The 14,425-nt window shown below is 32.6% G+C and carries 13 protein-coding genes; 8 read left to right on the top strand and 5 right to left on the bottom strand.

Translation table 11 applies throughout. The features are described from left to right. Positions 1–15: 15 nt before the first annotated feature. The 5 genes from IPK91_06130 to IPK91_06110 all read right to left on the bottom strand — a co-directional run bounded on the left by IPK91_06130 (position 16) and on the right by IPK91_06110 (position 3,384). Entirely contained in the window at positions 16–393 is a 378-nt protein-coding gene (locus IPK91_06130) for a hypothetical protein (protein ID MBK8296848.1), read from the bottom strand. A gap of 38 nt (positions 394–431) precedes the next feature. Next, positions 432–833 (bottom strand): hypothetical protein, encoded by a 402-nt coding sequence (locus IPK91_06125; protein MBK8296847.1) that lies wholly within the window; start codon positions 831–833, stop codon positions 432–434. Between the two features lie 169 nt (positions 834–1,002). After that, positions 1,003–1,665, bottom strand: a complete 663-nt coding sequence (locus tag IPK91_06120) for a response regulator transcription factor (GenBank protein ID MBK8296846.1) — start codon at positions 1,663–1,665, stop codon at positions 1,003–1,005. A 9-nt stretch (positions 1,666–1,674) separates the two neighbouring features. After that, positions 1,675–2,448, bottom strand: coding sequence for a hypothetical protein (locus IPK91_06115; protein ID MBK8296845.1), 774 nt, complete (start codon positions 2,446–2,448; stop codon positions 1,675–1,677). Between the two features lie 600 nt (positions 2,449–3,048). After that, positions 3,049–3,384, bottom strand: a complete 336-nt coding sequence (locus IPK91_06110) for a hypothetical protein (GenBank protein ID MBK8296844.1) — start codon at positions 3,382–3,384, stop codon at positions 3,049–3,051. 330 nt (positions 3,385–3,714) lie between these two features. Between IPK91_06110 and IPK91_06105 the strand changes: the two genes are divergently transcribed. The 8 genes from IPK91_06105 to IPK91_06070 all read left to right on the top strand — a co-directional run bounded on the left by IPK91_06105 (position 3,715) and on the right by IPK91_06070 (position 14,236). After that, positions 3,715–6,570, top strand: a complete 2,856-nt coding sequence (locus IPK91_06105; protein MBK8296843.1) for a T9SS type A sorting domain-containing protein — start codon at positions 3,715–3,717, stop codon at positions 6,568–6,570. Between the two features lie 410 nt (positions 6,571–6,980). Then, positions 6,981–8,762 carry a hypothetical protein gene (locus tag IPK91_06100; protein MBK8296842.1) on the top strand — a complete coding sequence of 594 codons (1,782 nt, stop codon included), beginning with the start codon at positions 6,981–6,983 and terminating at the stop codon, positions 8,760–8,762. Between the two features lie 729 nt (positions 8,763–9,491). Next, positions 9,492–10,262, top strand: a complete 771-nt coding sequence (locus IPK91_06095; protein MBK8296841.1) for a hypothetical protein — start codon at positions 9,492–9,494, stop codon at positions 10,260–10,262. 18 nt (positions 10,263–10,280) lie between these two features. Beyond that, positions 10,281–11,150: a hypothetical protein gene (locus tag IPK91_06090; protein ID MBK8296840.1), complete on the top strand. Its 870-nt coding sequence runs from the start codon at positions 10,281–10,283 to the stop codon at positions 11,148–11,150. Positions 11,151–11,306: 156 nt separating this feature from the next. Continuing rightward, entirely contained in the window at positions 11,307–12,749 is a 1,443-nt protein-coding gene (locus IPK91_06085; protein MBK8296839.1) for a type IV secretory system conjugative DNA transfer family protein, read from the top strand. Beyond that, positions 12,730–12,888, top strand: a complete 159-nt coding sequence (locus IPK91_06080) for a hypothetical protein (GenBank protein MBK8296838.1) — start codon at positions 12,730–12,732, stop codon at positions 12,886–12,888. The genes IPK91_06085 and IPK91_06080 overlap by 20 nt, the downstream gene beginning before the upstream one ends. A gap of 137 nt (positions 12,889–13,025) precedes the next feature. After that, on the top strand, positions 13,026–13,271 hold the full coding sequence (locus IPK91_06075) for a hypothetical protein (GenBank protein ID MBK8296837.1): 246 nt from the start codon (positions 13,026–13,028) through the stop codon (positions 13,269–13,271). Continuing rightward, a complete protein-coding gene (locus tag IPK91_06070; GenBank protein ID MBK8296836.1) occupies positions 13,268–14,236 on the top strand; it encodes a relaxase/mobilization nuclease domain-containing protein in 969 nt (322 codons plus the stop codon). Before IPK91_06075 ends, IPK91_06070 begins: the two co-directional genes overlap by 4 nt. Positions 14,237–14,425 lie beyond the last annotated feature (189 nt).

Below are 14,425 nucleotides of genomic sequence, written 5' to 3'. Positions count from 1 at the left end.
TTTTAATTATAGAAATTAATCAATTTTAGTTTTCATAATTGGTTTTACTGAGAATTTGATTGTGCTTACACTTTGTGGATTTAATTCGGAAGGATTAAGTTGAGTAAAGTAAAGTTTTTCCGATTCGAGCGAAATTCCACCCTTTATTTCGACATCAAAATCTTCAATCTCGAACCTTGGTACATTTTCATTTTCTGCAAACTTAATTGACTCATTGTTTACATTATTAAGTGCCTCTTTAAAATATCCGGCAATATCTTCAACTGTTTTTTTGTTCCTTTGACCGATTGGTTCGTTTTCAGTAAATTGAATCCCTGGGTTTTCTCTAAATAAATTTATTTTTTGATCAATCAATTTTATTTTATCCTCTATTAATGCAAGATCGGATTCCAACTTAGAAATGCGTTTAGAATTTAAGTTAAACGGCCACATTATACTTTATTGAATATTTCCAATGAAAATGGTTGTGGAACTGGCACAATTCTAACTTTGATTGAACTGCTTCCCTCTGATTTATAATTATAACTATTTTGATATTTAGCATTAAATGGAGTAAAAAATAATTTCTTTTTATTTGTTTCTGTTGTTTCATTTTCTTCGTAATAGACTGCCATTTTGAGTTCAACCTGGACTTCGGGTATTTGGTACCATGTTGCTTGATATCCCAAATCCTGCAACTCTTTATTCAGGATGCTTGTTTCAATACTTTTCTGTAATTCTAGTGAATGAGAATCCATTGCCTGCTGTGCTTCAGCAATATCCTTTCCAATCTCACTTATAAAAGAGGTCAAAGGACTTATTAAAACTTCATGATAATTAATTTCTTTTGGCATTAGATAAAGCTAGAGTAATAAAATAGTTTAACTTAAAAGCAAATATAATTTTCAAAATGAAATACTCGCTTACGACAAAAGTATCGGAAATGAATGATATTGATTAATTATTTTTAGCATTTTCCAATTACTATAAATGGTAATTTTGCAAGCCTTAATTTTGATAAACTCAAAGGAGAATATTATGCTTGGCACAATACATAAGAAGCTCCGCAGTATTATGGGATTTAGTTTTTCTTAGCAATGCTGTTCTATATTTATCAATTGAATCTTTGCTTTTAAATAATTCCTTACTTATTTGCTTTGATGTTTTTCCTTTAGAAATAAGTCTTAATAAATTCAATTCAGTCTCACTGAATTCCACCAAAGCCATCTCCCGCAAAGGGTTAATATGATTTTTATTAATTACATCTTTAAGTAGTGCTTCCTTTACAAATTCATTAGAATAAACTCCCTCTTCTAATATTGACATGATTGCTAAATGAACCTCTTTTGGTTTTGCCGTTTTAACCAAATATCCATTGACTTGGGCTTCGAAAGACTTCACAACGAAGCTAGGTTCATCATACATAGTCAACATCAAAATTCTTACGTTTTTATCTCTTTCTCTGATTCGTTTGCAAGTTTCAATTCCATTAAGATTCGGCATGTTCAAATCCAAAATTATCACATCAATAAGATTCGAATTATATTTCTCAAGTAATTCTTCTCCACTATTAGATTCAAAGACTACATTTAAATCATTGTAATCATCTAATAATCGAATAAAAGATGCTCTAAATATATTATGATCATCTATAACAGCAACTCTGATCGGGCAGGAATAATTCATAAATAGCAACTAAAGTAAAGGAATTTTAATAAATATATCATAATCATGCAAATATACATTTGTATTAAACAATATAGATCCTCTAAGCATTTTCAGTTTTTGTTCCAATATTTTTAAGCCCAATGATTCTGTACTTCTCAACCAACCGGCATAATCTTGAGCACTTATTTTCGTTCCATCGTTGCTCAAATAAACTTGCAAATTAACTTCATCGGATTCTAGTCTTAACTTTATAAACTTTGCTCCTCCATGCTTAATCGCATTTATTATAAGCTCTTGAATAATTCGGTAAATAATTAATTGTTCAAAAGATCCAATATTTAATTCACAAATTGTCGAATGTAATTCCAAATTAACTTTTTTTGAATTATTGATTACTTTTGAAAAATCACTTAAACCAAATAATAATCCGAAATTTTCAATAGCAGCTGGATGCAGTTGATGAGAAATTGTGCGAATTTTTCTAATTGCAAGTTCTAAATTATTAATAGCAATTAATATATTATTTTCGCAATCATTATTTGATTTATCGACTAAGCTATTGAGATTAATTAGCGCACTCACCAACACCGGAGAAATATCCTCGTGCAATTCTTCTCCTAATAATTTGCGCTCATTTTCTTGAGATTTAATTATTGCCTCGGTAAGTTGTTTTTCAAAAATGCTTTCTCTATTAGCTACTCGATTTTGAACAATTGCTACAAATACAATAAGTAGAGAAACAAATACTAATAGAAGTAAAGTGTAGAGAAGAATATAATTTTCAATTCCTATTGAATCCATAAAAACCCTACAAAAATTAGTATGTTTTTAATTATATTCAATATATTTTGTCCCTCCCAAATATAAATAAATAGTTCCTGTTTAATGGGTAATAGCTGTGTTCCTAGCAAAATTAGCCAGGAACAACCATAGTATATTAAAAAAGCAGAAATAATCCAAAACATTGGTACTTTAACAATATTTTTAAACATGGGATTTTTAATCTGATTTACAAAGTATAACAAACAAAATAAAAAGACCATAAAAGCTTCAAACATTCCAGAATAAGGACTGAAATGCTCAGTAGAGTCAAATATAAAGAAAATAATCAATAATAACGTGTAGGCAAAAATTAATAAATATATCTTTTAATATTTGAAAAAACCTCAGAGGAAGTATATAAAAATTGAACTATTGTAAAAAATTCAATAAAAATTAGTACGTAATAAAATAATATATTATTAAGACCCTTTATAGCAAATGTAAATGCGATAATTTCAACAGAAGCATTAATAATACAATAAATTACTATCCAATAATATAAAGTAAATCTATTTAATTTCAATAAGCAATAAATTGCCAATGCAACTGTTGAAAATATCGAAAATGTTGTTATTAAATTCAACCTAATGATGTTAATGGGGCGCAATAAGGCGGACATGGGGTTGAGAATTCTAGAATATTTCCACTCGTCATATCATTTCCATTCTCATCAACACCAACCAGGACAAAACGCCGCTTGGAATCATAATATCCGTTATAAATCCGAATTCCTTCACAACCTGATTGATCTAAAATCTCCTGAATTCTGTCTTTTCCAAAAGCGGAGGCTTTTGGATTTGCTTCATTTATAGACAAACTCAAATCTCCTTGCAAGGTAATCCAGGCTGAGACCATATCCTGCCCTTGACTTAGAGTAATAAAACTGCCCGTTGTTGGGCTAAAAGACTCTGGCATAAATTTGAAATTTAAAAATGGTGATTAATTAAGATATCAAAACAAATATCTATTTGATTTGATAATCCAATTATCTTAATATTTACAAATTGCGAAATAATTATAAAAATACTATAAATAGTAATTATTCATTACTATAATTTGTAATAATTTAATAACAGAAAGCAAAACTAACCTATCAATAATACTCAAATAATAAAATACTACAAATAGCAAACAACAATTACTACAAATAAATATTCCTGTAGCCATAGTAACCATAGTTTTGACGCAATTACCTAAAGTAATTCAAATTTAAATTTCTATTTCTTTAATTTTAAACCACAATTTATGTCTAACTTGAATTCAAGAAAAAGGCCATCTTCCCTTTCTCTTTTAGTATTTATACTATTAATAAGCATGGTTAAATTAACTGATCTAAATGCAAGTTGCACATGCGGTGGTAGCCCAACTGGAACAATAGGTGATGGCTCAAATATGCCTAAAGCTATTTCTGGCTATGTTCCAGGAAATGGAATTATTACTAGTGGGTGCTACATTGTAAAAGGCTTTGTATATCTCGATATAAATATTCTAATTACAGGTGGTCGATTTGAAATGGAGGCAGGTGCAGAAATCAGAGTACCTAGTGGCAAGAAGTTAACTATTAGAAATGTTACAGACAATGGTGGAATCTATGGTTGTGATGCCTTATGGAGAGGTTTAAATATAACAACAGGTGGAACCCTGGAAATGAATGGCACAATTATACAAGATGCCCAATATGCAGTTAAAGCATCCGGAACGGCAAATATTATGATAAACAACAATACTTTCCTACACAATTATATTGGAGTTTACATTCCTACAACCGGAACAAACGCTATACATAACGTTAGATTAAATGCTTTCTCAAATACATTTGACGCTCCAGCGATTGGTGGTATATATGGCCTTTTGCGATTTAGCGGATATTCTGGAATAAGTCCAAGTACAAATAGTAGAGCCTTTGCGGGTTTTGAAATCAATAATGCAAATATTCAAATCGGTAGTCTTGTGGCAGGATACTTTGGCACAAATACCGTACAGCACATGCGTGTTGGTGTATATGCTAAAAACAGTACTATACAATGCGACTATCTAACGGCTTCAAATTTAATTCCATATTACAGCAATCGAGATTACACTGGACCAGATGGAATAGGAATTCTTGCATTCAATACCACTTTAGTTGCTTCACACAATACTATTTCAAACTGCTTGGGGGGAATTACTGGAAATGGCTCTTGGTTAAAAGATATTTATGATAATGAAATATACAGCATTGATGTGGGTATTTTAGACCGCGGAGCATTCAATTCTCCAACCATTATAAATAATTCTATTCAATATTTTAGAAATAGAGGGATTGAAATATCCAAAGCAAATAGTCTAATTTATCCGATGATTAGCACTAATAGCCCAATTTCAACAAATGGCACCAGTCCCACCACTAACTACAATTCAGTTGGTATAAAATTAAACTTAGTGGGAAATAGATCTATTGGTGGTGTGCTTGAATACAACGATATCCATATTCATTCCAATGGAACCGGAATTCATAATAATGCTGTCACAAATATCGGTTCTGGTTTCAATGATGTCAGATTCGATGATCTTTCCCAGACCGCAACCTTGGGAATAGGTATTTTACACACAGACTCAAAGGATTGTTTTGTAATAGACAACTCAGTAATTGTTGAAGATGAGTTTGAAAATATTACTTGCTTTTACAGTGAAGTAACTCCAAATACAATTTACTGTTGTAATGGTGTATCAGGTGCTACTAATGGATACGTATTCTCAGGAAATTGCAGGAGATTAAATTGTTTTTCCCATAATGTAATAGATGGAGAAGAAACTGGAGTTTACTTAGATTACTCATCAGTTATTGGGAAGCAGTTTGACAGAGGAAACAATTGGAATGATGATAATTATTCTTTAGCTAGTGCAATAGGATTAACAAATGCGATAATACTCTATGAATCCAAGTTTTACATTGAATCTTGCGATCAACCACTTTGGCCTCCAACGATATTGCCAACTCAAGCTGATTGTGGCCCTGGTTGGTTCACTTTATCTGATGGAGAATCCGAAGATTGCAATGAAGATTCTGGTTGCGACCCTATTTTCCTTAGTCCTGACCATGATGTAAGCTTTGCTCCATTAGACTCTGCAGACATTCTGGTATCAAGAGGTCAATTTAAATCTGGAGAATTTGGATTTTCACTTGATTATGAATCCAGAAAAAGCCTTTTTGAACGAATGTGGTTTGACCCTTCCAGTCATAGTCAAAATGCATATATTGATAGTTTTTATTCAGCCTCGTCTAGCAGTACCATTGCTGACTTTAACAATATTGCTAGGAAAATTGATACTTTATTGCAATACTCAAACATCGAACTTGACACAATTGAGTCTATAGTAAGTAAATTGGCAATCACTAGAGATACTATGCGAATTTTGGATAGCCTATTTTATTTGTCTGCTAATCTGACTGACAGCACACAATATATAACCTTGCGAGATACTAGCATGGGATTATTAGATTCTCTTACATTGTATTACCAGCAAGTACTTCGGGATTATAAAACCAGAGTCCTGTCTGGGAAAAGCGCGTTAATATATTTAAATAGTATAATAACCCCAATAAATAAAATTGATTCAAACGAACAAATTGTAAATGATCTGTATCTAACACAACTAATGGAAGATGATTTTCACTACGATAGTATGCAAGGTGTTCTACTATTGAGTGTAGCAAAACAATGTCCTCGGGAAGGCGGTTCCATAATATATAAAGCAAGGATATTATACCAAATTGTAAAAGATACTTTGTTTGATGATTCCTCATGCAAATTAGCTCCAACTGTTGTAAGATCAAATAAAGACAAAACGAATAATATAGAAATTATATATTCACCAAATCCAGCCCACAATTCAATTACTCTCGAATTGATAGATTTAAAACAAAATGAAGAGTTTTCCATCGCAATTTTAGATCTGAATGGACGGGATAAATTTACACAAAAAATCACAAATCCAAAATCAAGAAATGTCACATTAACAATTCCAGACAATCTATATGGCATTTATATTGCTACTATTAAAGGCAAGGATGATGAAATTCTACACAAACAAAAATTGGTTTTCGTAGGAAATAGATAATTCTTATGAGCATGCTTACTCGAGTGGCAGTCTGCAATATAGCCACTCGAGTATTTTGCTTTAATGAATGAAAATCTAGCAATATTTTGATAATTGCGGCAACAGCGATATTTTTGGCTATCAAGCAAACGAATTCCTAATGAATCTCGTACTATTATTGTTGCCATTTAAACTACTTTCCTTTTTGCCCTTTAAGCTTAATCATTGTGCTATAAAATTTACAATTTTTCCAGAAAGTGCAGATAAAGCTCCCCCCTTCTTGCTAAATAATTCAAATCATATTATATTTATTAATAATGTGTTATTTGAAAAATATTATTTTATTCGATTTAATTTAAACCTCAAAGACTTTCATAATGATGGAAGTTTTCGTGGTTTAAATTATTTATTCACTTTTAAAATTTAATTATATGAGAAATTATTTCTTCTTATTCTTCGTTTCATTTCTATCCATCCACTCAAATGCTCAAAAACACGATTTCAAATGGCTCTTGGGATACAGCTTTGCGGACAATCCTTTAGATACTGGATTTGGCTCCAGTTTTATTGATTTCGATACCCCGAGTGGCAATCCGTTGCTGTACGAATCAAAATATAAATTAATTGATTTTCAAATTAGTTCTGCCAATATTTGTGATTCAAAAGGAGTATATCAATTTGCTTGTAATGGTGGCTTTGTAGAAGGACCTAATGATAAATTAATGGAAAATTCAGACAATTTATCTGAAGGATTAATGTATCCATTGCTTGGCACATCGTCATCACAAGCAATATTAATATTACCTAATCCAATTTCAACAAATCAATATTTCCTATTTCATAAGGATCTTACTTATATTGATAACTATGGATTAGCAAATTCCGAATTATACTACTCATTAATAGACATGAACAAAAACAACGGAAATGGTAAAATGGTTGTTCGCAAACAAAGTCTATTAAAAGATACATTAGACGATGCGTGCCTTACAGCAGTAAGGCACGCAAATGGTCGAGATTGGTGGGTAATTGCTTCCGAAGATACCAAAATATCGTATTACATTTATCTAGTTACATCAAATCAAGTTAAATTAATTAGAAAGCAAGAGTTTGCTGGATTTAAATCAAGTGGAGAAGGCGGACAATCAACTTTTTCAAATGATGGAAATTACTTTGTTAGTTCATCAGTAAATCATTTATTTGGACATTGTAATGTGTTTTTAAGCAAATTTGATAGATGCATTGGTCAAATTGTAGATTCAAAATTAATTAAAATATATAGTTGGGATGGATACTATAGTGGATGTTCTTTCTCGCCTGACAATAAGTATCTATATGTTTCTACTCATGATAGTTTATATCAAATTGAATTTAAAAATGATTTAAGCTTTAGTAAGAATACTGTTGGCTATTATGATGGATTTAAAGAACGTCTTACTCCTAATTGGGTAATGGCTACACAATTTGGCATGATGCAATTGGCTCCTGATGGAAAAATTTACAATTCTGGAGTTGGTAGCACTGTAAAATCGATTCATGTGGTAAACAAGCCAAATAAATATGGCGAAGAATGCAATTTCTTACAGCATTCAGTTAATTCTGCAACTTTTAAATCATGTCTCCCGAATTTTCCAAACTACCGATTAGGTCCAATCGATGGAAGTCTATGTGATAGTCTTGGCATAGACAATATACCTTGGTCTTACTGGAGGTATGATCAAGATACTGTAGACTATTTAAATTTTGAGTTTACAGATTTAAGTGCTTACAATGTTGAAGACTGGTTTTGGGATTTTGGAGATATTTCTAGTGGCGATAAAAATAAAAGCAACTCTGTCAATCCTATACACAAGTTTTCATCAAATGGAGTTTACAATGTTTGTCTAACCGTTAAAAACAAATTTGGGTACAACACTATGTGTAGAACCATAAACATTGGCAATGTGGTCAAAACCAAAGAAAAAACTTTTATTCCAGACATTCAGTTTTGGCCAAATCCATGTAAAGATTATTTTGTAGTTAATGTGGCAGATTATAATCCAGAAAAAATGATACTTCATTTATTTGATAATCAAGGAAAACAATTGATTTCTCAAAGACTTTATCAAGGAAGCAATATATTCAATGCAGAATTTTTAAATCTTGGAGAATATCACATATTAATTCACGAAAATGGTAAAGAATTGAGAACAGAAAAGTTGGTAAAACTTTAAGTTTTTTAATTAAATCATTTAACCACTGCAGTTTTATCGCAGTGGTTTTTTATTTTACAACAAACACTTTTAAATCGTAGATTCAGCAAATTTTCGAATTACAATTTTTCTATCTAAATATTACTATTTATAGTAATGCCGCCAAACAAGGTAATTTAAGTGCTTGTTTCTCAAAGCTTAAGTATCAAATCTAATACTTCAATTTTAATTTCAAATTCTCAAATTACAGTTACGTATCAAAATGCTGGCAGCGGATTTAATCTTTGATGTATCTTGAATGTAGACCCGTTCATTTTCAAACGAAGCAAATAAGACGAACAACCACAAAAGGAAACAAGCTTGAGGCCTATGCTCAAAGTGTAAATTGTCTTGGTCAAATTTGTAATTATGGCAGTAGTTCCATTATTTAAAAAATAAAAAAAGAAGCCGGCCACTGCTTTGCCGTGCCGGCCTCTGATATTGTCTCCGATCACCCTGAACAAGTCTCGGATTCAAAGAAGAGGTCAATGATAACCCATTCAGAGGCATTATATACCTCTTTATGAGAAGTATCAACCACGGCAATTGTGGATAACCGGCGTAAACTCTTGCGTCGATGAAAAAACTAATAAAATATAAGGGCTCTTTTGATTCTATTCCTTTGTGCCATCACTCATTAGTAGAGTCTCGAATTACATTACCCATGAGGCAACTCATTAATTATAAGTTTACATTAATAAAATTTTCTGCATGAAAAATTTAATCCTTACCTCATTATTCTTAGGCATTGTTTCGTATGCAGTTCAAAGTTGGAACGAGCAACGTATACAAGCTAATGTAAAAGTAGAAACATTTGTGGATGCATCTACAATTAGTTATTCGGCAATTTCAGTCACCTTCTATCAAGACGCAAGCGGAAGTATAAAAGACAATGGTATTGAAATAATCTCGACCGAAATTTTCATGCCATATTTTGATGACGTAACCAGGGATATTCAATTGTCCTTTGGAATTATCGACAATTTATCAGCAGAAAAACTTATTGCAGTCTCCATGGCAAAACTAAACTTTTTCAAACCGACACTTCAGGATTTAAGAAACCTAAATGTTGTCGAAAAAAGAAAGGAGAAAGAACGTTTTGAGTCTGCTTTGAAAAAGTATAAAGTAGATAGCATTCAGTACTACCAAGATCGACGCACTAAATTTGAAGATTTTTGTAAGAGGGCTGAAACCGTTTTAGACGTATACAGAACTAATCTCTCTGGACAAACTGATCTTAAAACAGCAATTGATATCGCTGATAAGGTATTTGAGTTTCCGGATTTCAGTTCCAGCAAGAATTTCCTTCTGCTATATTCAGACGGTCAGGATACCTATCACAGAAAGATAAAAAAGCTACGCAACAAAGCCGAAGTGATTTTGATAAACGCGGGGAGAGATATTCCTACATCAGTTGATGCAATCATTTCAAAAAAATTACAGTCGCCGGAACAAGCGATTAAATATACATTAATTCCTTAATCATTTAAAATACTTATAATGAAAACAAGTAGACTCGATGCTCATAAAGCAATAAAGGAAATTCAGAATCTGGTAAAAGATTTATTGAATCTGTTTCTCTTCTGCAAATCCAGAAAAGAAGAGGTAGCTAAACTCAAAGAGAGTATGGATGAACTGGACAAAAGTAATCCAGAATACAATGAAATATTATTAGACAATCGTGAAAATATTCGTATGAATTTCAGATTGATAATTTTGATCCTCAGCTTCTTTATAGACTTCTTTCTTCTTTATGAAGCATTGATCATTCTTTGCGATCAATTCGGTTGGTCTGAAGTATGGAAATTTTTGATTCCGGCGATTCTGATAATTCTAGAGGTTGCTGTAAGTTATTTTTCAATTTTATACTCACGAGATGCAGATAAACCATCACGGATTTCCAGAAAACTTCAGTATTTCATTCTGCCGGTGTTAGTTGGCTTCTCCATTTTGGCTGTCTATTTCCATTTTCAAGGATACAATCCAGATATTGACGGAGCATTATTCGGTTTTCTGACCTTTAGAATTACGATACAGTTAATTATGCTTGTTTCAAGCATAATGCTACACCTGTGGTTGATCTTAAACGCTGAGGATATGGCTGAGGCATTGGCATATCTGCGGTATAGGAACGCTAGGAAAAAGATAGATAGCATAATAATAAACATTGAGGAATCAAATGCAGCCAGATACTATCCTGAATTCACAAGGCTTACCCACAGATTTGTCAGAGATAAAAACATTTTCGTGACTAGTTATCCTGAAATGCAATTCGATTTTGCCGCTTCAATGCCACAAGAACTAATTGATGGCATCAATACCGTAATGGGAAGGGTTGTAATCGGAAATACAAGTCCAAATCCTGGATAAAATGGAGTCAAGGTCAGGTCAGGTTTTTTTCAAAATGTTTCGAACGTTAATGATCATTAGCGTAAAATTGTTGGCTTTAACGTTCGCTTTTCTTTGTAAAATTTCTGGTTCCGTGCTTCTGAAAACCGGAGAGGCATTGGAGAAAATGCTCATGAAATGATCTCAATTATTAAAATTGCGTTTGATTTGGTATATCTACTACTGGATGAAGTTGTTTCTATATTTTTTACAATGATAACATCATTAATCAGTCCAAAAAGAAAGACTGAATTTGATGCAAATTTTGTTTCTACCAATGAAGTTTTGAGCAAGGAAGAATTAGGATTTTGCCTTACTGGAAACTATAGTTTATCAATAGCCGATAGCTATAAAAATGCCATTGCGCTAGGAGGATCGGGATCTGGAAAGAGTTCTGCGGTTTTGATAAATAGTGCTTTACTTATGGCTAAGGGAAATTCAAGCCTTGTAATTAACGACCCTAGTCATGAGATTCGATTAAAGGTATCTGGCGCATTAATGGCGGAAGGATATGAAATAAAAGTCATTAATTATAGTAGTCCAGTTTCGGAGTGTTTTAATCCACTTAAACGATGCAAGACCATTTCAGATATTCAGAAGCTGGCTTCTTTGCTTGTGCGAAACTCATTAGGAGATGCTAAAGATCCGTTCTGGAATAAGTCTGCGGAGGCGATCATTTCACTCTTCATTAGATATCTGATTTTTTATGCAGAGCCGGAACATCGAACGCTCTATAATGTACTCCACTTAGTCAATGTATTTGCGGGTAGTCCGGAAAAAATAGACAGGCTTATTGTAAAAACTAAGGATGAAAAAATGCTTTCAGAATACAAGGCATTTGTTTCGTACGGCGACAAAACCTTGTCTTCGATACTCGCAACAGTAAAGGCTTCATTAACATTGTTTACAGATGATGTAATAGCATCCATAACTTCAATTGATACGATTGATTTTGCGGAGTTTAGAACCAAGAAGGTGGCATTGTTTATTAACAATTCAGTGCCAGACATGCACTATTATGGAGCTTTAACTTCTCTATTCTTTCAGCAATTTTTAAATGAATTATTGGTGCGTATTCCAGATAAGAATGAAAATAGTATCTTCTTTCTTCTTGATGAGGCATCGTCAATGTATTTGCCGGGACTTTCAACCACAATTTCAAATATTCGCAAATACAATAGTGGAATACTTTTAATCTACCAAGACTATCATCAGCTAGAACATATTTATGGAACTTATGAAGCAAAGAATATTACCGCTAATTGCTACGCCAAAGTCTATCTCCCTGGGCAACCTATTGGAACATGCAAGGAGCTTGAAACAATTTTAGGACGATTTGAGTATTTGGGTGAAGATGAAGTTAGACATACGAGACAACTCATGACAGCAGATGAAATTAGGATGACGGACAAAGCAATTATATTGATTGGAAACAAACCGCCAATTCATGCACAACTAAAACCATTTTACAATGACTGGAGGCTAAATTCAATGACAAAAAGACCTCCTTATGAGCCATCCAATAAACTTCCTTTTGATGTACCACCTTTAATTCAATTGGATGAAGAGAAGAAGGCTTAATTCCAAAAGCAATTTATATTCCCATTTGAAATCCAGTGGTATTCTTGAAAACGGAAACCATGACGAGATTCAAAAAATTAAAAAGAGTATTGGAGAGAATATAAAAGAAAATGGAGGAACAATAAACGAAAAATGGTAAATGAAATCACCATTTCTTTTACCCGAGAAGAGTTCAAAGAAATTAGTAATGAATCAAAACGACATAAATTAAACAGAACCAATTTTATTAGGCAAGCTTGCTTTGCATACCTAAATAAATCTTTCATTGTACCTGATTTGAAAGAAGTCAAAAAAATATCTCAAATTCTTACAATGTCATATAACTCTATTCAGGAAATGACAGAAGAAAATAAAATTGATTTTAAATCCGGCAAATCAATTTTTGAAGCCGTTTACAAATTGGAACGAGAAATACTTCCGGTTTTAAAAAATCCAAAATCTTTAGAAGTATTAATCAAAGAGCATATTTTGAAAAATACCAAGAACAAAAACTCATTGATTGAATTCATTAATTCAATATGATTCTAAAGAATCTCACAAGAAGATCAAATACTGGCCAATTGGTAAATTATCTTTTCAAACAGGAAAAAGATAATAAACCAAAGCCAATTTTAAAGCACAATTTAAGAAGTCGAACGACCAAAGGTTGGACAAAGGAGTTGGATAAAAATTTTGAATTAAGATTAAATAGACGGAAAGACAGCATCCGCCTTCATCATACAATCATTTCCTTTTCAAACAAGGATAAAAAACAAATTAATCCGGAATTGTTAAAGGACATAACTAAAAAATACATCGAACTTCGAGGCAAAGACAATATCTATTTGGCTTCGTCCCATCATGACAAAGAGCATATCCACCTTCATATAGTTATGTCCTCTACCAAATTAATCACCGGTGAATCCAATAGAATTTCAAGACAGGAATTCAGAGACTTGAAACTCGCTTTGGATGAGTATCAAAAAGAAAGGTATCCTGAACTTGTAAATAGCCTGCCTGCTCACGGGAAATCACAAAAACTTCAGCTTTCTGATCCTGAGCTTAAGCTTCAGGATCGTGAAGGAAAATTATCACAAAAGCAAGAACTTTTGGGAACCGTTCAGTCGGTTTTTGATCGATCAAAATCGCTTGATAATTTTCTTTCTGAGCTCAAATCCGAGGGATATAATTCGTATAGCAGAAGTGGTAAAGTATATGGAGTAGAAGATGAATCCGGAAGACATTACCGTTTCAAAACTCTCGGATTTGACCTCAATAAGCTGGAGGAATTAGACCAGAAAGATCAAGAAGAAGCTAAGCAACTTCAAGAGCTTTCCAGTCTAAGGGATTTCAAAAGTCAGGATAAAGAATTGGAAGATGTGTTTGAAAGAGAAATTGATGATGAACGAGAGAATGAATCAGAAGATGCAGAATCCAACGATATAGAAGTTGAAAATGACGATTTAGATACAGAAGATTCGGAAGATGAGGATTCAGTAGATGATTAGCTCAGGATGCTTATTTGGGTAAGTTGCAAGATTGCATTTCGCCATGGCGATATGTATATCTGCCTTAAGGCGAAATGCAATCTTGGCGGGAGACCCGCACCCCTTTTGTTTATTGAAATCAGTTGGCTAATTTAATCGTAAATTTAAGTTTTAATAAATATGCTTGGGCGATGGAATCCTTAAACTTAA

Source organism: Saprospiraceae bacterium (genome assembly GCA_016712145.1).
Classification (GTDB): Bacteria; Bacteroidota; Bacteroidia; order Chitinophagales; family Saprospiraceae; genus Vicinibacter.
This window is presented reverse-complemented; position numbering and strand designations above follow the sequence as displayed.

Bases quoted from the DNA above. Each gene is read 5' to 3' on its own strand.
- IPK91_06125 (MBK8296847.1), bottom strand. From the start codon at position 833: ATGCCAAAAGAAATTAATTATCATGAAGTTTTAATAAGTCCTTTGACC.
- IPK91_06120 (MBK8296846.1), bottom strand. From the start codon at position 1,665: ATGAATTATTCCTGCCCGATCAGAGTTGCTGTTATAGATGATCATAAT.
- IPK91_06115 (MBK8296845.1), bottom strand. From the start codon at position 2,448: ATGGATTCAATAGGAATTGAAAATTATATTCTTCTCTACACTTTACTT.
- IPK91_06110 (MBK8296844.1), bottom strand. From the start codon at position 3,384: ATGCCAGAGTCTTTTAGCCCAACAACGGGCAGTTTTATTACTCTAAGT.
- IPK91_06105 (MBK8296843.1), top strand. From the start codon at position 3,715: ATGTCTAACTTGAATTCAAGAAAAAGGCCATCTTCCCTTTCTCTTTTA.
- IPK91_06100 (MBK8296842.1), top strand. From the start codon at position 6,981: ATGAGAAATTATTTCTTCTTATTCTTCGTTTCATTTCTATCCATCCAC.
- IPK91_06095 (MBK8296841.1), top strand. From the start codon at position 9,492: ATGAAAAATTTAATCCTTACCTCATTATTCTTAGGCATTGTTTCGTAT.
- IPK91_06090 (MBK8296840.1), top strand. From the start codon at position 10,281: ATGAAAACAAGTAGACTCGATGCTCATAAAGCAATAAAGGAAATTCAG.
- IPK91_06085 (MBK8296839.1), top strand. From the start codon at position 11,307: ATGATCTCAATTATTAAAATTGCGTTTGATTTGGTATATCTACTACTG.
- IPK91_06080 (MBK8296838.1), top strand. From the start codon at position 12,730: ATGAAGAGAAGAAGGCTTAATTCCAAAAGCAATTTATATTCCCATTTG.
- IPK91_06070 (MBK8296836.1), top strand. From the start codon at position 13,268: ATGATTCTAAAGAATCTCACAAGAAGATCAAATACTGGCCAATTGGTA.